The following is an 18,646-nucleotide window of genomic DNA, read 5'->3' as shown; positions in this document are numbered from 1 at the left end:
GCGGGGTGGGCACGGCAGGCCGCTGCGGGCCGGCGCTCGCGGGGGGTGTGGGCCCAGCACCGCCGGCCACGGACCCGCGGGGGACGTCGTCGGCTGACCTGCTGTGTGGCCTCTCGCTATTCACTGGCGGTGCGCGCCTTGGAGCGCGCCGCTCGAGTGCGTGTGCCCTTGGCCTTCGGTGGCTTCGGGGCTCCCAGCACGTAGGACTTCACCAGGTGGTTCCAGCTGCACGTTCGGCAGACCTCCACGACGTGTACCGCGAACTCGTCGAACCGCGCCGCCAACAGCACCAATTCCTCGGTGGTGCGGGCGGACCCGGATACCGGGCCGAGGTGATCGCCGAACACCCAGGACACCAGCGTGAGCTGCTCCTTGCGGCAGATCGGGCACATCACCGAACTCTGTCGACCGTGGAACTTCGCGGCTCGCAGCAAATAGGGGTTCGCGTCGCAGACCTCGGAGACGCCGGTGCGCCCCGAGTACACCTCGGCCAGCAGGGACCGGCGCCGAAGCGCGTAGTCCACCACCTGTCTCTGCAATCGCACGCCGTCCAGAGTACGTCGGCGCCGCGGGAGCGAAAGGCCGACTCCGTCACGCCTCGGCCACGGTCGTCCGCGCGTTCTGCACCGACGGCGACGCATTCTCGGGCGGCCGCCTCTTAAGATCACCGCGTGGCGACGCGGCAGACACCAGCGACGCGGGCGAAGGACTCCGACCGCAACGACACCTGTCAGGTGTTGGACAGCGCCCTGGCCGACGGCCAGCTCTCGATGGAGGAACACCGCACCCGGGTCGCGCTGGCGACCGGCGCCACGACGCTCGGCGACCTGCGCTCGCTGGTGTCCGACCTGCAGATCGACGACGCCCCGGTCCGCCTGCCCGACCTGGACCGGCCCTCGCGCCTGCGCACCCTGGTCCCCCCTCGCGGTGCCGTCCTGGGTTTCCGCATCGCCACCGCCGTGGTCCTCGTCGTACTGGGCATGTGCATCGGCTGGGGGCTGTACGGCAGCACCAGTTCGCCGCTGAGCTTCCAGAGCGACCCCGGCGCCAAGGCCGACGGCATCCAGCCCAGGGTGCTCACGCCACCCAAGCAGCTGCAGTCGATCAACGGCCTCAACGGCCTGTTCGAGCAGATGCGCCAGAAGTTCGGCAGCACCATGGGCTACGAGATGGACGTCCACCCCGACATCGCCTACCTGGAGCGGCCGGACCCGTCCGACAATCGCCGCAAGCAGCGCTACCAGTACCGCGGCGGGTGGGGCGATCCCTGGACCGACGCCTCCGCGCTCGACGGCGACGACCGCCTGGTGGACCTGTCGGCGTTCGACTACGAGAAGGTGCTCGCGATCCTGCGCGGCGCCCCGGACACGCTGGGCGCGAAGGCCGACGACGTCGAGGAGGTGTGGCTGCGGATCAGCCCCTCCGAGGACCCCGCCACCCCGGATGCCGTCTACCTGTCGATCCACGTCAACGCCCAGTTCGGCGGCGGCTACCTGGAGCTGTACCCCGACGGCAGCACGAAGGCGATCTACCGGTCCTGACGCCGGCCGCCAACCCCCCGACGATGAACGTCGCCTGAACGGTTGACACGTGTTCGCGTACGCTGCAATATATCGGCTCGATACAAACGAGCGAGGTGTCGAAGCGTCCTAACGACGACACCAACGGAGACCGGGAGGTGATTCGGGTGCTGGAACTGGCCGTTTTGGGACTGCTACTCGAGTCGCCGATGCACGGTTACGAACTGCGCAAGCGGTTGACGGGCCTGCTGGGAGCGTTTCGGGCGTTCTCCTACGGCTCGCTGTACCCCGCATTGCGACGCATGCAGGCCGACGGCCTCATCGTCGAGGACGCGGCGCCCGAGGGCTCGGCGAAGGTGCGGCGGGCCCGTCGCGTCTACCAGCTCACCGACGCCGGCAAGGAACGCTTCACCGAACTCGTCGCGGACACCGGCCCGCAGAATTACACCGACGACGGTTTCGGCGTGCACCTGGCGTTCTTCAACCGCACCCCCGCCGAGGCCCGGATGCGCATCCTCGAAGGTCGCCGTCGTCAGGTCGAGGAGCGTCGCGAGGGGTTGCGCGACGCCATCGCACGGGCGAGCAGCTCCTTCGATCGGTACACCAAACAGCTGCATCAGCTCGGGCTCGAGTCCAGTGAGCGCGAAGTGAAGTGGCTCAACGAATTGATCGCGGCCGAACGCGGTGCCCAGGGTCGGCCCGACCACCCCTGAGCATCCAGCCGCACCACCGCAGCAACCGTCAGTACGAGTGAGGAGAGCGTCTTATGTCGAACGAGGTTCGCGTCGCCATTGTCGGCGTAGGAAACTGCGCGTCGTCGCTGGTCCAGGGTGTCCAGTACTACCAGGATGCCGATGAGAACGGCACCGTCCCCGGCCTGATGCACGTCAAGTTCGGGCCGTACCACGTGCGTGACGTCAAGTTCGTCGCCGCATTCGACGTCGACGCCAAGAAGGTCGGCTTCGACCTCTCCGAGGCCATCTACGCGTCGGAGAACAACACCATCAAGATCGCCGACGTGCCGCCCACGGACGTCGTGGTGCAGCGCGGCCCCACCCTCGACGGCATCGGCAAGTACTACGCCGAGACCATCGAGGTCTCCGACGCCGAGGCCGTCGACGTGGTCAAGGCGCTCAAGGACGCCGAGGTCGACGTGCTGGTGTCCTACCTGCCCGTCGGCTCGGAGCAGGCCGACAAGTTCTACGCCCAGTGCGCCATCGACGCGAACGTCGCCTTCGTCAACGCGCTGCCCGTGTTCATCGCCAGCGACCCGGAGTGGGCGAAGAAGTTCGCCGACGCCGGCGTCCCGATCGTCGGCGACGACATCAAGAGCCAGGTCGGCGCCACCATCACCCACCGCGTCATGGCCAAGCTGTTCGAGGACCGCGGCGTCACGCTCGACCGCACCTACCAGCTGAACGTCGGCGGCAACATGGACTTCAAGAACATGCTCGAGCGCGAGCGCCTGGAGTCCAAGAAGGTGTCCAAGACCCAGGCCGTCACCTCGAACCTCACCGGCTCGCTGGCCGGCAAGATCGAGGACAAGAACGTCCACATCGGCCCGTCGGACCACGTCGCGTGGCTCGACGACCGCAAGTGGGCCTACGTGCGCCTCGAGGGCCGCGCCTTCGGCGACGTGCCGCTGAACCTGGAGTACAAGCTCGAGGTCTGGGACTCCCCGAACTCCGCGGGCATCATCATCGACGCCGTGCGTGCGGCGAAGATCGCCAAGGACCGCGGCATCGGCGGCCCGATCCTCCCCGCCTCGGCTTACCTGATGAAGAGCCCGCCCGAGCAGATGGCCGACGACGTCGCCCGCGCCGCGCTCGAGACGTTCATCGAGGGCTGATTCCCCGCAGTTCGTGCACCCGTGTCCGCGCTGAGCGCGGGTGCGGGTGCACGAATCGCTAGGGTCGGGGCATGGTCGCCGACGACGCCCTGCCCGGTCTCGACGAGTTCGGGCTGCTGGCCGAGAACGCCGAGCAGATCGGCCACACCGGCCCGCTGCCGCCGGTGGCGCGCGTCGACGCCGGACCCGTCAGCGCCCTGAAGTGGGGTGACGACGCCCCGCAGGTGGTCTTCCTGCACGGCGGTGGACAGAACGCGCACACCTGGGACACCGTGATCCTGGGCCTGGGCGTCCCCGCGTTGGCCGTGGACCTGCCCGGCCACGGCCGTTCGGCGTGGCGCGAGGACGGTGACTACGGACCCCGACTCAACGCCGTGACGCTGCGGCCGATGCTGCGCGACGTCGCGCCCCACCCCCGCCTGGTGGTCGGGATGTCGCTCGGCGGACTGACCGCGCTGCGCATCGCCGCCGAGGAACCCGAGCTGGTGCCCGAACTGGTCCTGGTCGACGTCACGCCGTCGGCGCCCGAGCGGCACGAGGAGATGACCAAGGCCCAACTGGGCGCGGTGGCCCTGGTGCGCGGCGAACGCACCTTCGACAGCTTCGAGGCCATGCTCGACGTGACCGTCGCCGCTGCCCCACATCGTGACCGAAAGTCGTTGCGGCGCGGAGTGTTCCACAACTCCGTCCAGCTGTCCGACGGCAGCTGGACGTGGCGGTACGATGCGATCCGCACCGGCGACGGGTTCGAGGGGCTATGGGACGACGTGCCGGCCATCACGATGCCGACGACCCTGGTGCGCGGCGCCAACTCGTTCTTCGTCCACGACGACGACGCGGCGGCCTTCGCCGCGGCCGCACCCGGGTTCCGCACCACGCTCGTGGTCCCGGACGCCGGGCACTCGGTGCAGGGCGACCAACCCGCCGCATTGGTGGAGATCCTGCAGGAGCGGCTCGCGGGTTAGGGTTCGCGGCTTCGGGTAGCCCCAGGACATGACCGCACCCGCCGAACCCGTCGAACCCCTGGCACCCACCGAAGTGCCCGAACGCCTCTCCCCGGAGGAAACCCCGGAGCGCCTCGCCCCGGTGGACCCGCCCGAACCGGCGCCCGCCACCGAACCCGGCCCCGCTTAAGCTGCCGTTCACCCACACGTTCACAGCTGCTTCCCAGGCGCCCGTAGGTTCTCGCTCGACGCGGCCACAGCCCCGGCCGATCGTCGAACCCGCGAAAGGACCTCGTTGCGATGGCGCTCGTCCCGTTGAACCTGCTCGTCGACCACGACGGCCGCTCGGCCAGACAGCGCATCACGTGCCGCTTCCGCTGCGGTGACGCCTGCTTCCACCCCGCGCCCAACACCAGCGACAACGAATACTTCGGCGACGTGGTCGCGGCGGTCACCCGCCGCTCGGCGCTCAAGGCCGCCGGGGTCACCGTGCTCGCGGTCGGCGCGGGCACGGCGTTGGCCGCCTGCTCGTCGAGCAACACCGACACCGCAGCCACGCCGACGGCCACCACGCCCGCCGAGGCGCCCACGCCCGCCGGCATGAACTTCGCCACCGTGCCCCCCAACAGCGAGGACGCCGTGGTGATCCCAGACGGCTACCGGCAGTCGGTGGTGATCAGCTGGGGCGACCCCGTGCTACCCGGAGCGCCGCCGTTCGACGTCACCCGCCAGAGCGCCGCCGCGCAACGCCAGCAGTTCGGCTTCAACAACGACTTCGCCGGGCTGCTGCCCATGCCGGACAGCCCCAACCGGTTCCTGCTGGTGACCAACCACGAGTACACCACCGAGCAGTTCATGCACCCCGGCTACGACGCCGCGAAACCCACCCGCGAGCAGTTCGAGATCGGCATTGCGGCGCACGGACTCTCGGTGGTGGAGGTGGAACGCACACCGGACGGGCTACGGCCGGTGATGGGCCGCTACAACCGTCGCATCACCGCCGACACCCCGTTCACGCTGGTGGGCCCGGCGGCCGGGACCGACCTGCTCAAGACCGCAGCCGACCCGACCGGGCGGACGGTGCTCGGTACCGTCAACAATTGCTCCGGAGGCGTAACCCCATGGGGCACGGTGCTCTCCGGTGAGGAGAACTTCAACTCCTACTTCGGCGCGCCCGACGGTGCCCCGGCACCCGCGCCGGTGGTCGCCGACCGACTCAAGCGCTACGGCATCAAGACCGAACCGACCGAACGCAAGTGGGAAGACTTCGACGCGCGCTTCGACCTCACCGCCACGCCCAACGAGGTGAACCGCTTCGGCTACGTCGTCGAGGTGAACCCGTGGGATCCGGCGTCGCCGCCCGTCAAGCACACCGCCATGGGGCGGTTCAAGCACGAGGCCGCCAACGTCTACGTCACCGCCGACGGCACCGTCGTCGCCTACGGCGGCGACGACGAGCGCTTCGACTACATGTACAAGTTCGTCTCCAGCAGAAGGATTCAGCCCGGCCGCTCCCCCGAGGCCATGGCCGCCAACATGACCATCCTCGACCAGGGCACGCTGTACGTCGCCAAGCTCGGCAGCGACATCCCCGCCTCCGAGATCACCGGCGACGGCGCGCTGCCGACCAGCGGCCGGTTCGCCGGCACCGGAACCTGGATTCCGCTGCTGCGCACCAACTCCGACGGCCGCGCCGAATCACTGGTGCCGGGAATGACCCCGGACGAGGTCGCGGTGCTCACCCGCTTCGCCGGTGACGAGGTGGGCGCGACGAAGATGGACCGGCCCGAAGACTTCGAGGCAAACCCCAAGAGCGGCAAGGTCTACGTGGCGTTGACCAACAACACCGACCGCGGCGCCCCCGACAAGGCCGGTCCCGACGCCGCCAACCCGCGCGCGGACAACAAGAACGGTCAGATCCTCGAGATCACCGACGAGCACGCGGGCACCGCCTTCACGTGGGAGCTACTGCTGGTGTGCGGCGACCCGGAGGCAGCAGACACCTACTTCGGCGGCTTCGACAAGACCGAGGTCAGCCCCATCTCGTGTCCCGACAACCTGGCCTTCGACGGGCACGGCAACCTGTGGGTGTCCACCGACGGCAACGCCCTGAACTCCAACGACGGCCTGTTCGCGGTATCGCTGGAGGGACCGACGCGCGGGCTCACCAAGCAGTTCCTCACGGTGCCCGTCGGCGCCGAGACGTGCGGCCCGGTGATCACCGACGACCTGGTGACCGTGTGCGTGCAACACCCCGGCGAGAACGACGACAACAGCATCGACGATCCGCTGTCCCGCTGGCCCGAGGGCGGCAACGGCACCGCCAAGCCCTCCGTCGTCGCCGTCTGGCGACCCGACGGCGCCATCGGCGTCTAACGCCTACGGTGGATTCCATGACTCGACCCGTGCGCATCGGTGTGCAGCTGCAACCCCAACACATGACCAACTACGGCCAGCTCCGCGACGCGGTGCGCCGCTGCGAGGACATGGGCGTGGACGTGGCGTTCAACTGGGACCACTTCTTCCCGCTGTACGGCGATCCCGACGGCCCCCACTACGAATGCTGGACCATGCTCGCCGCCTGGGCCGAGCAGACGTCGCGCATCGAGATCGGGGCGTTGGTGACCTGCAACTCCTACCGCAACCCCGAACTGCTGGCCGACATGGCCCGCACCGTCGACAACATCTCCGACGGCCGTCTGGTGCTCGGCATCGGATCCGGGTGGAAGGACAAGGACTACGAGGAGTACGGCTACGAGTTCGGCACCGCGGGCAGCCGCCTCGACGACCTCGCGGCCGCACTGCCGCGCATCACGTCGCGACTGGGCAAGCTCAAGCCCGCACCGGTACGGGACATCCCGATCCTGATCGGCGGCCAGGGCGAGAAGAAGACGCTGCGCCTCGTGGCCGAATACGCCCACGTGTGGCACGGCTTCACCGACGCCACCACCTACCCGCAGAAGGCCGAGGTACTCGACCGGCACTGCGCCGACGTCGGTCGCGACCCGAGCGAGATCGAACGGTCCTCCGGCGTACCCGAGGGTGACGACGACGCCATGCGCGCCGGCGCCCAGTCGTTGGTGGATCTGGGCGTGACGCTGCTGACCATCGGCGTCAACGGACCCGACTACGACCTGACGCGCACCCAGGCGCTGGTCGACTGGCGCGACCAGCACGCCCGCGGCTGAGCCGGTGACGGTGCCGACCGTCGTCCTGCCGAGGCCCCGGCAACCGCCCGCGCCCGGAATGGCAGCGTGAGACACTTCCGGGGCCATGCCCAAGAGATACGGGGTCAAAGAGAAGGATCTGGTCGTCGGCCACGTCGTCAACCTGATCCTCTCCGGCAAGCTGCGCTCCGGTGATCGGCTGGACCGCAACGAGGTGGCCGAAGACCTCGGCCTGAGCCGAGTTCCGGTGCAGGAGGCCCTGGTTCAGCTCGAACGTGACGGTCTCATCGCCACGCGCTATCACCGCGGTGCGTTCGTCGAAAGATTCGACCACGCCGTGCTGCTCGAACACCACGAGGTGTACGGCGCGCTCAACGGGATGGCCTCGGCGCGGGCGGCCGCCGTCGGCGATGCCGACCTTCGTGCCGACTTGATCGCGGAGCTGAGCCCGCTGCTCGACGCCCTCCGCGCCGGGGTGGAGTCCAAGGGCTTCCAGCAGTCCGCGTGGCAGTTCCGCCGCACCGTCAACCACCGCCACGCCGGGCCACGGCTGCGGGCCGCCATCCGCGCGTCACGCACCCTGCTGCTGCCCACCTTCTGGACCGCCTACGCGGGCAGTCACGACGAACTGCTGCCGTCCTACGAGGTTGAGTTCACCGCGATTCGAGAGGGTGCGGCCGACCGGGCACGCAGCGCCTGCGAGGCACGCGCGGCCGTGATGGGCCGCATCATGCTCGCCGAACTGGTCCGCCGCGGGGTGCTGCCCCCGCAGACCGACCCCCCGGGAGCACCCTGAATCGCGGGGACGCGTTCGCCCGCGACCCCCGATGCGGCTACGTTTCGGTGGTGACCCGCATCGGAATCCTCGCGTCCGCCCTCCTGATGCTCGTCCTGACGACCGGGCTGGGCATGGCGCCCGCCGCCCGCGCCGACCAGTGCGCGCCGCCGGGCGTGCAGAGCGCCAGCGCCCTGCCCACCAACCTGGCGGCCGCCGCTCAGGGGCCCGAGGCCGACAAGTACACGACCCCCGGCGTCGAACCCCTCGACGCCGTCGACGTCAACCGGCTGGGTCTCGGCACCCCCGGCGTACTCACCGTGGGCACCCTGTCCGACGCGCCACCGAGCATCTGCATCGACGCCAGCGGCCAGTTCACCGGCTTCGACAACGAACTGCTCAAGGCCATCGCCGACAAGCTCGGCCTGCGCGTGAACTTCGTGGGCACCGACTTCTCCGGGCTGCTGGCCCAGACCGCCTCGCGCCGGTTCGACGTGGCCTCGTCGTCGATCACCACCACCGACGCCCGCCGCCAGACCGTCGGCTTCACCAACGGCTACGACTTCGGCTACTTCTCCCTCGTGGTGCCCACCGGCTCGGCCATCAAGGGCTTCGGCGACCTGGGCCCCGGCCAGCGCATCGGCGTCGTCCAGGGCACCGTGCAGGAGGCCTACGTCGTCGACACCCTGGGCCTGGACCCGGTGAAGTTCCCGGACTACAACACCGTCTACGGCAGCCTCAAGACCCGCCAGATCGACGCGTGGGTGGCGCCGTCGCAGCAGGCGCAGGGCACCGTGCAACCCGGTGACCCCGCCCAGATCATCGAGAACACCTTCAGCCTGGACAACTTCGTGGCCTACGCGGTGGCCAAGGAGAACCAGCCGTTGATCGACGCCCTGAACTCCGGCCTGGACGCCGTGATCGACGACGGCACCTGGGCCAAGCTCTACTCCGACTGGGTTCCCCGCGCGCTCCCGCCCGGCTGGAAACCGGGATCCAAGGCCGCGCCGCTGCCTCAGCTGCCCGATTTCGCGGCGATCGCCGCGCAGCAGGCCCCCGAGACCGCCGGCGCTCCGCAGGCGCCGAAGTCGACGCTCGCCCAACTGAAGGACACCTTCCTCGACTGGGATCTGTATCGGCAGGCCATCCCCGACCTGTTCACCACGGGGCTGCCCAACACGTTGATCCTGACGTTCTGCGCCAGCGTCATCGGGCTGGTGCTCGGCATGCTGCTCGCGGTGGCCGGGATCTCGCGCTCCCGCTGGCTGCGCTGGCCCGCCCGCATCTACACCGACGTGTTCCGCGGGCTGCCCGAGGTCGTCATCATCCTGTTGATCGGCCTGGGCATCGGGCCCATCGTCGGCGGGCTCACCGGCAACAACCCCTACCCGCTGGGCATCGCCGCGCTGGGCCTGATGGCCGGCGCCTACGTCGGCGAGATCTTCCGCTCCGGCATCCAGAGCGTGGAGGCCGGTCAGCTGGAAGCCTCACGCGCCCTGGGCTTCAGCTATTCGGCGTCGATGCGACTGGTGGTGATCCCGCAGGGCATCCGGCGCGTGCTGCCCGCCCTGGTGAACCAGTTCATCTCGCTGCTCAAGGCGTCGTCGCTGGTGTACTTCCTGGGCCTGATCGCCAGCCAGCGCGAGCTGTTCCAGGTGGGCCGCGACCTCAACGCCCAAACCGGCAACCTGTCACCGCTGGTGGCCGCCGGCCTGTTCTACCTGGCGCTGACCATCCCGCTGACACATCTGGTGAACTTCATCGACGACCGGCTGCGCCGCGGCCGCGCCCAGGCCGAACCCGACGACCCTCTGGAGCCGTCGGCCAGCACCACACAGGAGATGACGTGAGCACCGAACAGCCCGGCAAGCTCTCCGCGGTGTCGTTGGCCGCCAAGGACATCCACCTGTCCTTCGGTGTCAACAAGGTGCTGCGCGGTGTCGACGTCGACGTGCCCGCGGGCACCACCACCGCGGTGATCGGGCCCTCCGGATCGGGCAAGTCGACCCTGCTGCGCACGCTCAACCGGCTGCACGAACCCGAGCGCGGCGACATCCTGCTCGACGGGCGCTCGGTGCTCGCGGACAACCCCGACGAACTGCGCCAGCGCATCGGGATGGTGTTCCAGCACTTCAACCTGTTCCCCCACCGCAGCGTGCTCGACAACGTCACGCTGGGGCCGCGCAAGCTCAAGAAGCTCGACGCCGACGCCGCGCGCACGCTCGGGATGGCGCAACTGGAACGAGTCGGGTTGCGGCACAAGGCCGACGTGCGCCCCGGCACGCTGTCGGGCGGCCAGCAGCAGCGCGTCGCGATCGCCCGCGCGCTGGCCATGGCGCCGCAGATCATGTTCTTCGACGAGGCCACCTCGGCTCTGGATCCCGAACTGGTCAAGGGCATTTTGGCGCTCATCGCCGACCTCGCCGCCGACGGGATGACGATGGTGGTGGTGACCCACGAGATGGGGTTCGCACGCTCGACGGCGAACTCCGTCGTGTTCATGGACCACGGCCGCGTCGTGGAGACCGGCCCACCGGAGCGGCTGTTCGAGTCGGCGGAAACCGACCGGTTGCGGCAGTTCCTGTCGCAGGTGCTGTGAAACCGGGTCTTGGACAAATGCCGACGACCGACAGGTTAGACTAGCGAATTATGGTCGAGACCGAGCCGCAGGTCACCGAGCTGGCTGGAGAGCTGCAGCAGACGCTCTCGAAGCTGTTCACCGTGCTTCGGCGCACCGGTGAGGCGCCGAAGGCGGACGCCGAGAGTGGCGCCGACCTCACCCTGGCACAATTGTCGATCCTGTTGACGCTGCTCGACCAAGGCCCGATGCGGATGACCGACCTGGCCGCCCACGAACGCGTCCGCACCCCCACCACGACGGTCGCCATCCGCCGGCTCGAGAAGCTGGGACTGGTCAAGCGGTCCCGTGACCCCTCCGACCTTCGCGCCGTGCTCGTCGACGTGACACCGCGGGGGCTGGTCCAGCACCGCGAGGCACTCGCCACGCGTCGGGCGGCGCTGGCGGCCATGTTGACCAAACTCACCCCCGAGGAGCGCACCACGCTGTCGACGGCGCTGGCACCGTTGGCCCGGCTGGCCGAGCAGGCCGAGGGCGCGACGCCGGCCAGGCCGACTGACGGGGCCGAATGACCGGGCCGAACGACAGCCCAGCTCAGCCCAGCCAGTCCAACACGGCCGCGGCGGTCCACGACTGCTGCATGCTGCCCAACGGCTCCCCGGTGAACGGCTCGTAGTACTCGGCGAAGGTGCCGTCACTGGCCTGGCGCAACCCCTCGCGCCGCAGGATGGCCGACCGCTCCGCCCAGCCCCTCCTGGCGAAGCACCACGAGAACAGCCACGTCATCACCGGCCACACCGGGCCACGCCAGTACTCCCGCGGTCGGAAGTCCCGCGACACCGGCGACGTCGACGGGATCACCGCGTACTTCAGGTCGGGGTGCGCACAGAACCGCGGCCCCTCGAGCAGCCGCAGCAATGCTCGTTCGCGCTCGTGCGGCAACCCGCCACACAGCAGCGGAGCGAACTGCGCCACGGTCTCGGTGGCCACCCAGCGCTGCGCCTTCGTGTCGTAATCCCTGGCGGCACCGGTTCTTTCGTCGGCGGCCTCCACCACGCCGCGGCGGAACCGCTCGGCCAGACCGTACAGTTCGCGGACGTCGGCGCCGGGGCGCTTGTAATCCTCGCCGATCTCCGCGAGCACCGTGCACGCCACCGAGAGGATGGCCGAGACGAACACGTCCTCGACGGCGAAGCTCATCGCCTGCGGCAGCAACGCGTCGTCGTACCGCACCGACTTCATCTCCTCGACCAGCCACAGGTAGCGGTCGTACTCCAGATCCGACGGACGCTGACTGGCGTCGGTGTTGATCTTGTTGTCCTCACGCTGATACGGCGGCACCACACCGGGAATCACGTTGGCGTACGCCGCATCCCAGCGCGGTGAGTTGTCCATGCCGGACTCCCAGCCGTGGTACAGCGTGACGCGGCCCCGCGCCTGCGGGTCGCGTGCAGTCGCCAACCACCGGTGCCAGTGCACCAGCTGATCCCACCGCCGGTCCAGGAACGCCTCGGCCACCGCCCGCGACGACCGACCCCGACTGCGGGCGTGATCGAGGATGCGCTGCACCGCGATCGCGTGCACCGGCGGCTGCGTGATACCCGACGTGTGCCTGCCGCTGGGCGCGTTCGGCGACAACGCGGCCGCCGCCCACCGCGCCGGCCCGGGAAAGTAACCGTCGACGCCGTTGGCGAACACGATGTGCGGGATCATCCCGTTGCGCCACTGCGCCGACAGCAACGTGTCGAGTTCGACCACCGCGCGCTCCACGCTCAACGGCGCCAGGCCGATCGCGACGAACGCCGCGTCCCAACTCCACATGTGGGGGTAGAGCAACGGGGCGGCGGTGGTCATGACACCGAGGTCGTTGCCGCGCAGCAGATAGGCGGCACGGGCCGCGAGCTGGGTGGGCGCGAAGCTGGGATCGGGAGGCATCGGTGTCCATCATGCGACGCCGCGTCCACGCGTGCAGTCCTGCGGGTGGGCTGAGTAACGTGGCACCGGTGCCGACCGCGATGATCACCGGTGCCTCGGCGGGCCTTGGCAAGGCCATCGCCGCCGCGCTGGCACCCACCCACACACTGCTGCTCGCCGGCCGCCCCTCGTCCCGGCTCGACGCCGTGGCCGAGCGGTTCGGCGCCACCACGTGGCCCATGGACCTGGGTGACCCCGACGGCATCGAGGCCACCGTCGAACCCATCGACGAACTCGACGTCCTGGTGCACAACGCCGGCGTCGCCTACCCCGGACGCGTCGGCGAGTCGTCGGTCGACCAGTGGTCGGCGACCATGACCGTCAACCTGATCGGTCCCGTCGCACTGACCCTGGCGCTGCTGCCCGCGCTGCAGGCCAGCCGCGGTCACGTCGTGTTCATCAACTCCGGCGCCGGCATCAACGCCTCCCCGGGCCTGGCGTCCTACTCGGCCAGCAAGTTCGCGCTGCGCGGTTTCGCCGACTCGCTGCGTGCCGACGAACCCACCCTGCGCGTCACGTCGATCCATCCCGGACGCATCGACACCGACATGCAGCGCGACCTGGTGGCCTACGAGGAACGCGACTACGACCCCGCGCGCTTCCTGTCCACCGACAGCGTCGCGGCCGTGGTGGCCCAGGCCGTCGCCACCCCGCCCGACGCACACGTGCACGAGATCGTCATCCGGCCCCGCTAGGAGACAGACCCATGGACCGCGTACACGAAGCCGCCATCGCCGATCTGGGCGCCAAACTCGCCGACGGGTCGTTGACCGCCGTCGCGTTGCTGGACGCCTACCTCGAGCGCATCGCCGCCTACGACCCGCTGCTCAACGCCATCGTCGTGGCCGACCCCGGCGCCCGCGCCGCCGCCGAGGCGTCCGACGCCCGCCGCGCCGCAGGGCGCAGCCTGGGACCGCTCGACGGCATCCCCTACACCGTCAAGGACAGCTACCAGGCCCGCGGCCTGACCGTCGCGGCGGGCAGCCCCGCCTTCGCCGAGCTGCACGCCCAGCGCGACGCCTTCGTCGTCGAACGGCTGCGGGCCGCGGGGGCGGTGCTCATCGGGCTGACCAACATGCCGCCCATGGCCAACGGCGGCATGCAGCGCGGGCTCTACGGCCGCGCCGAGAGTCCCTACAACGCCGACTATCTCGCCGCCCCGTTCGGATCCGGATCGTCGAACGGCTCCGGTGCGGCCACGGCCGCCTCGCTGTGCGCGTTCGGCATCGGTGAGGAGACGTGGTCGTCGGGTCGCGGACCTGCCTCGAACAACGCGCTGTGTGCCTACACGCCGTCGCGCGGCGTGATCTCCACCCGCGGCGGCTGGCCGCTGGTCCCCACCATGGACGTCGTCGTGCCCCACACCCGCTGCATGGCAGACCTTCTCGCGGTGCTCGACGTCGTGGTCGCCGAGGACCCGGACACCCGCGGCGACTTCTGGCGCGCCCAACCCTGGGTGTCGCTGCCCACCGTCGGCCAGCACCGGCCGCGGTCCTACGCCGCCCTGTCCGCCCGCGATCTGCGCGGCCTGCGGCTCGGCGTGCCGCGGATGTACGTCAACGCCGATCCCGACGCCGGCGTGGGCGCCACCGGCATCGGCGGTCCCACGGGCCAGCCCATCGAGACCCGCCCGTCGGTGATGGCGCTGTTCGACGCCGCACGCCGCGACCTGGTGGCCGCCGGTGCCGAGGTGATCGAGGTCGACTTCCCGGTGGTGTCCAACTACGAGGGCGACCGCGCGGGCGCCCCGACCCTGGCCACCCGGGGGCTCGTCAGTCCCGAGTACCTGCAGCGCGAGATCTGGGACCTGTCGGCCTGGAGTTGGGACGACTTCCTGCGCGCCAATGGTGATCCCGCGTGCGAGCGGCTCACCGACGTCGACGGTGCACGCATCTTCCCGCATCCCGAGGGCGCCCTGCCCGACCGCTACACCGGGTTCGACGACGACATCAACAACTACCCCGCGTTCCTCCGCGAGCACCCCATCGAGTCGTTCCTGGCCATCCCGGGGCTGGCCGACGGCCTGCGCGGGCTCGAGCGCACCCGCGAGATCGACTTCGAGGACTGGATGACCGCCCGCGGCATCGACGCGGTGCTCTTCCCCGCCGTCGCCGACGTCGGCCCCGCCGACATGGACGTCAACCCCGCCTCCGCCGATCTCGGCTGGCGCAACGGCGTCTGGGTGGCCAACGGCAACTTGGCGATTCGCCACCTCGGCATTCCCACCGTCACCGTGCCGATGGGCACCATGACCGACATCGGCATGCCGGTGGGCCTGACGTTCGCCGGCCGGGCCCACGACGACGTCGCGCTGCTGAGCCTCGGGCTGGCCTTCGAGGCCCTCGGCAGCCGGCGGACGGCACCGCCCCGCACCCCACCCCTGTGATTTCGGCGCGCTCGCGTTCGGTGAGCGAACGCGAGCGCGCCGAAATCGCGGGTCAGACGACGACGTTGACCAATCGGCCGGGTACCACGATGACCTTTCGCGGCGCGGCACCCGCCAGGAACGCGACCACCTTCTCGTCGGCCAGCGCGGCCGCCTCCACTGCGTCGGCGGCGGCGTCGGCGGCCACCGTGACACGGCCGCGCACCTTGCCGTTGACCTGCACCGGGTACTCGACGGTGTCCTGCACCAGGTAGGCCGGATCGGCCAGGGGGAACGGGCCGTGGGCCAGCGAGGCGTCGTGGCCGAGGCGCTGCCACAGTTCCTCGGCGAGGTGCGGCGCCAGCGGTGCCACCATCAGCACCAGCGGCTCGACCGCGGCGCGCGCGGTGACGCCCTCCTTGGTGAGGTGGTTGGTGTACTCGATGAGCTTGGCCGCGGCGGTGTTGTTGCGCAGTGCCGCATAGTCTTCTGCGACGCCGGCGATGGTGCGGTGCAGCAGCCGCAGCGTGCCGTCGCTCAGGTCGTCCTCGGTGACGATGGCCGAGCCCGTGGACTCGTCGACCACCAGGCGCCACACGCGCTGCAGGAACCGGTGGGCACCCACCACGTCCTTGGTCGCCCAGGGGCGGGACGCCTCCAGCGGGCCCATCGACATCTCGTACACGCGCAAGGTGTCGGCGCCGTACTCGTCGCAGATCTCGTCCGGCGACACCGAGTTCTTCAAACTCTTGCCGATCTTGCCGAACTCCTGGTTCACCTCGATCTCACCGTCGGGGCCGGTCCAGAAGAACCTGCCGTCCCGCTCGACGACCTCGGCCGCGGGCACGTAGCTGCCCCGCGCGTCGGTGTAGGCGAAGGCCTGGATGTAGCCCTGGTTCACCAAGCGGCGGTAAGGCTCTCGCGAGCTGACATGGCCAAGGTCGAAGAGCACCTTGTGCCAGAACCGCGAGTACAGCAGGTGCAGCACCGCATGCTCGACACCGCCCACGTAGAGGTCGACGCCACCGGGGTCGCCCGCGCCGTGCTCGGCCGGCCGCGGGCCCATCCAGTACGCCTCGTTCTCCTTGGCGCAGAACGACTCCGCGTTGTGGGGATCGGCGTAGCGCAGCTCGTACCAGGAGCTGCCCGCCCACTGCGGCATGACGTTGGTGTCCCGGGTGTAGGGCTGCAGTCCGTCACCGAGGTCCAGGTCGACGTGCACCCATTCGGTGGCCTTGCCCAACGGCGGTGACGGCTCGCTGTCGGCGTCGTCGGGATCGAACTGCACCGGGGCATAGTCCGGGATATCCGGAAGTTCTACCGGCAGAGCGGAATCCGGCAACGAGTGGGCTCGACCGTCGGCGTCGTAGACGATCGGGAAGGGCTCTCCCCAGTAACGCTGCCGCGCGAACAGCCAGTCGCGCAGCTTGTACTCCACCCGGGCCCGGCCGCGGCCGTCGGCCTCGAGCCGCGCCGTCACGGCCTCCTTGGCCTCCGCGACGCTCATCCCGTCGAGGTACTCCGAGTTGACCAGCAGGCCGTCCCCGACGTAGGCGGCCTCGGCGACGTCGCCGCCGGAGATCACCTCGCGCACCGGCAGACCGAACGTGCGGGCGAAATCCCAGTCGCGGCCGTCGTGACCCGGCACCGCCATGATGGCGCCGGTACCGTACCCGGCGAGCACGTAATCGGCCACGAACACCGGAACCGGTTGCCCGTTGACGGGATTGGTGGCGTAGGTACCCAAGAACACGCCGGTCTTGGTCTTGTTCTCCTGACGCTCCAGATCGGACTTGGCGGCAACCGCGGCGCGGTAGGACGCCACGGCCTCGGCCGGCGTCGCCGCACCATAGGTCCAGCGCTCGTCGGTGCCGTCGGGCCAGCCCGCCGATCCCCCGGCGACCAACGCGTCCACCAGCTCGTGCTCGGGCGCCAGCACCAGATAGGTGGCACCGAACAGCGTGTCGGGGCGCGTGGTGAACACCTCGACGTCACCGGCGGCGGTGCCGAACCGCACCTCGGCCCCCGTCGAACGTCCGATCCAGTTGCGCTGCATGGTCTTGACCTTGTCCGGCCAGTCCAGCACGTCGAGATCCTCGAGCAGCCGATCCGAGTACGCGGTGATGCGCATCATCCACTGCCGCAGGCGCTTTCGGAACACCGGGAAGTTACCGCGGTCGCTGCGACCGTCGGCGGTCACCTCCTCGTTGGCCAGCACCGTGCCCAACCCGGGACACCAGTTGACCATCGAATCCGCCCGGTAGACCAGGCGGTGGGAATCCACGACGTCGCGCCGTTCGCCCGCGGACAGCTCCTGCCAGCGCCGACCGTCGGCGAGAGTCCGCGTCCCCGCCTCGAACTCGGCGATCAACTCGGCCACCGGCCGCGCCTTGTTCAGCTCCGGATCGAACCACGCGTTGAAGATCTGCAAGAAGATCCACTGCGTCCACTTGTAGAAGTCGACGTCGGTGGTGGAGAAGCTGCGCCGCGAGTCGTGTCCCAGACCCAGCCGGCCCAACTGCCGCCGGAAGTTGACGATGTTGGCCTCGGTACGGGTGCGCGGATGCGTGCCCGTCTGCACCGCGTACTGCTCGGCGGGCAGGCCGAAGGCGTCGAACCCCAGCGCGTGCAACACGTTGCGGCCGGTCATGCGGAAGTAGCGGGCGTAGACGTCGGTCGCGATGTACCCCAGCGGGTGGCCGACGTGCAGCCCCTCCCCCGACGGATACGGGAACATGTCCTGGACGAACATCTTGTCCTCGGGCACCGGCGAGCCGTCGGTCGGCGCCAACGAGCCCACCGGGTTGGGCACGTGGAACGTGCCGCGCTGCGCCCACGCCTGCTGCCACGCCCGCTCGATGTCGCCCGCCAAGGCCGCGTCGTAACGCTGCCTGGGAACGTCCGAGACTTCCGAGACGTCGGTGCCGTGGGCGGCGGGGGTGGATGCGGGCCGGTCAGTCACGCCGAACAGGGTAGTCAACGCCTCACGACCACGCGGTTCCCGGCACCCGGCCACGGCTTGGTATCGGTTCCGTTGCGGTGCGGTCAGAGCTCGGTTGCGAGTCGATTCCGACGCTGGCTCGCGCGTCCGTGGCGTGGATATGGTCGGCCCCTGAGCGCAAGTGGGAGCACACGATCCCCCGTGAGCCGGAAGGAACGCCGCCAGATGTTCGTCACTGCCCGTCGTCTAGGACTCGTCACCGCAAGCGTCGCCGTGGGCGTCGCCGGCGTCGTCGGGTTCGCAGGCACGACCGCGTCTGCCGAGCCCGCCGTGCCGATGCCGCCGCTGCCCGCCCCGGCCACCGTCACCCAGACCGTCACCGTCCAGGCCGGCGCGCCCGCCACGCCCATGCAGGCCGGTCTCGTCCCTGCCACGGCCCTGCAGCAGCAGCTGCCCGGGCTGGGCTCCCCACAGCTTCCCGCGGCCGCTCCGGCGGCCGGGGTCACCGCGGCCGCTCCGGCGGCTGGGGTCGC

The 18,646-nt window shown here is 69.9% G+C and carries 16 protein-coding genes and 1 pseudogene; 14 read left to right on the top strand and 3 right to left on the bottom strand.

All coding sequences use genetic code 11. From position 1 onward, the window contains the following. Positions 1 to 116 precede the first annotated feature (116 nt). Positions 117 to 545, bottom strand: a complete 429-nt coding sequence (locus tag AC30CM_RS25170) for a DUF5318 domain-containing protein (protein WP_490119639.1) — start codon at positions 543 to 545, stop codon at positions 117 to 119. Positions 546 to 671: 126 nt separating this feature from the next. On the opposite strand from AC30CM_RS25170, the gene AC30CM_RS25165 reads away from it, so the two are divergent. The 11 genes from AC30CM_RS25165 (at position 672) to AC30CM_RS25115 (ending at position 11,405) form a co-directional block, all read left to right on the top strand. After that, the gene (locus tag AC30CM_RS25165) at positions 672 to 1,541 is read left to right on the top strand and encodes a DUF1707 SHOCT-like domain-containing protein (protein WP_490119638.1); all 870 of its coding nucleotides are present in this window, start codon (positions 672 to 674) and stop codon (positions 1,539 to 1,541) included. A 146-nt stretch (positions 1,542 to 1,687) separates the two neighbouring features. Further along, entirely contained in the window at positions 1,688 to 2,233 is a 546-nt protein-coding gene (locus AC30CM_RS25160; RefSeq protein WP_490119641.1) for a PadR family transcriptional regulator, read from the top strand. Between the two features lie 53 nt (positions 2,234 to 2,286). Beyond that, positions 2,287 to 3,369, top strand: a complete 1,083-nt coding sequence (locus tag AC30CM_RS25155; protein WP_490119637.1) for an inositol-3-phosphate synthase — start codon at positions 2,287 to 2,289, stop codon at positions 3,367 to 3,369. Positions 3,370 to 3,440: 71 nt separating this feature from the next. Further along, positions 3,441 to 4,334, top strand: a complete 894-nt coding sequence (locus tag AC30CM_RS25150; RefSeq protein ID WP_490119636.1) for an alpha/beta fold hydrolase — start codon at positions 3,441 to 3,443, stop codon at positions 4,332 to 4,334. A gap of 28 nt (positions 4,335 to 4,362) precedes the next feature. Next, entirely contained in the window at positions 4,363 to 4,503 is a 141-nt protein-coding gene (locus tag AC30CM_RS25145) for a hypothetical protein (RefSeq protein WP_490119635.1), read from the top strand. A 110-nt stretch (positions 4,504 to 4,613) separates the two neighbouring features. Next, complete coding sequence (locus AC30CM_RS25140) at positions 4,614 to 6,689, top strand: PhoX family protein (RefSeq protein ID WP_490119634.1); 2,076 nt, start codon at positions 4,614 to 4,616, stop codon at positions 6,687 to 6,689. Positions 6,690 to 6,706: 17 nt separating this feature from the next. Then, positions 6,707 to 7,501: an LLM class F420-dependent oxidoreductase gene (locus tag AC30CM_RS25135; RefSeq protein WP_490119633.1), complete on the top strand. Its 795-nt coding sequence runs from the start codon at positions 6,707 to 6,709 to the stop codon at positions 7,499 to 7,501. Positions 7,502 to 7,586: 85 nt separating this feature from the next. Further along, entirely contained in the window at positions 7,587 to 8,276 is a 690-nt protein-coding gene (locus tag AC30CM_RS25130) for a GntR family transcriptional regulator (protein WP_490119632.1), read from the top strand. Positions 8,277 to 8,362: 86 nt separating this feature from the next. Continuing rightward, positions 8,363 to 10,105 (top strand): ABC transporter substrate-binding protein/permease, encoded by a 1,743-nt coding sequence (locus tag AC30CM_RS25125; protein ID WP_490119640.1) that lies wholly within the window; start codon positions 8,363 to 8,365, stop codon positions 10,103 to 10,105. Further along, entirely contained in the window at positions 10,102 to 10,854 is a 753-nt protein-coding gene (locus tag AC30CM_RS25120) for an amino acid ABC transporter ATP-binding protein (protein WP_490119631.1), read from the top strand. Before AC30CM_RS25125 ends, AC30CM_RS25120 begins: the two co-directional genes overlap by 4 nt. Before the next feature lie 50 nt (positions 10,855 to 10,904). Then, positions 10,905 to 11,405, top strand: coding sequence for a MarR family winged helix-turn-helix transcriptional regulator (locus tag AC30CM_RS25115; RefSeq protein WP_490119630.1), 501 nt, complete (start codon positions 10,905 to 10,907; stop codon positions 11,403 to 11,405). Positions 11,406 to 11,427: 22 nt separating this feature from the next. Here the strand turns inward: AC30CM_RS25115 and ggh are convergent, their stop codons facing one another. Beyond that, positions 11,428 to 12,768, bottom strand: a complete 1,341-nt coding sequence (gene ggh / locus AC30CM_RS25110) for a glucosylglycerate hydrolase (RefSeq protein WP_490119629.1) — start codon at positions 12,766 to 12,768, stop codon at positions 11,428 to 11,430. A 68-nt stretch (positions 12,769 to 12,836) separates the two neighbouring features. Between ggh and AC30CM_RS25105 the strand changes: the two genes are divergently transcribed. Together AC30CM_RS25105 and AC30CM_RS25100 are read left to right on the top strand one after the other, a co-directional pair. Beyond that, positions 12,837 to 13,502, top strand: a complete 666-nt coding sequence (locus tag AC30CM_RS25105) for an SDR family oxidoreductase (RefSeq protein WP_490119628.1) — start codon at positions 12,837 to 12,839, stop codon at positions 13,500 to 13,502. Positions 13,503 to 13,513: 11 nt separating this feature from the next. Beyond that, on the top strand, positions 13,514 to 15,193 hold the full coding sequence (locus tag AC30CM_RS25100) for an amidase (protein WP_490119627.1): 1,680 nt from the start codon (positions 13,514 to 13,516) through the stop codon (positions 15,191 to 15,193). A gap of 52 nt (positions 15,194 to 15,245) precedes the next feature. On the opposite strand, the gene leuS is transcribed toward AC30CM_RS25100, so the two are convergent. Continuing rightward, positions 15,246 to 18,134: a leucine--tRNA ligase gene (gene leuS, locus AC30CM_RS25095; RefSeq protein WP_490119626.1), complete on the bottom strand. Its 2,889-nt coding sequence runs from the start codon at positions 18,132 to 18,134 to the stop codon at positions 15,246 to 15,248. A gap of 180 nt (positions 18,135 to 18,314) precedes the next feature. On the opposite strand from leuS, the pseudogene AC30CM_RS25090 reads away from it, so the two are divergent. Further along, a pseudogene (locus AC30CM_RS25090) lies at positions 18,315 to 18,646 on the top strand (LpqN/LpqT family lipoprotein); the annotation flags it as partial.

The sequence above is a fragment of the Mycobacterium sp. DHQP2018-32-09 genome (genome assembly GCF_058148405.1).
The sequence above is the reverse complement of the archived record's forward strand: the minus strand, read 5'-3'. Positions and strand labels throughout refer to the sequence as shown.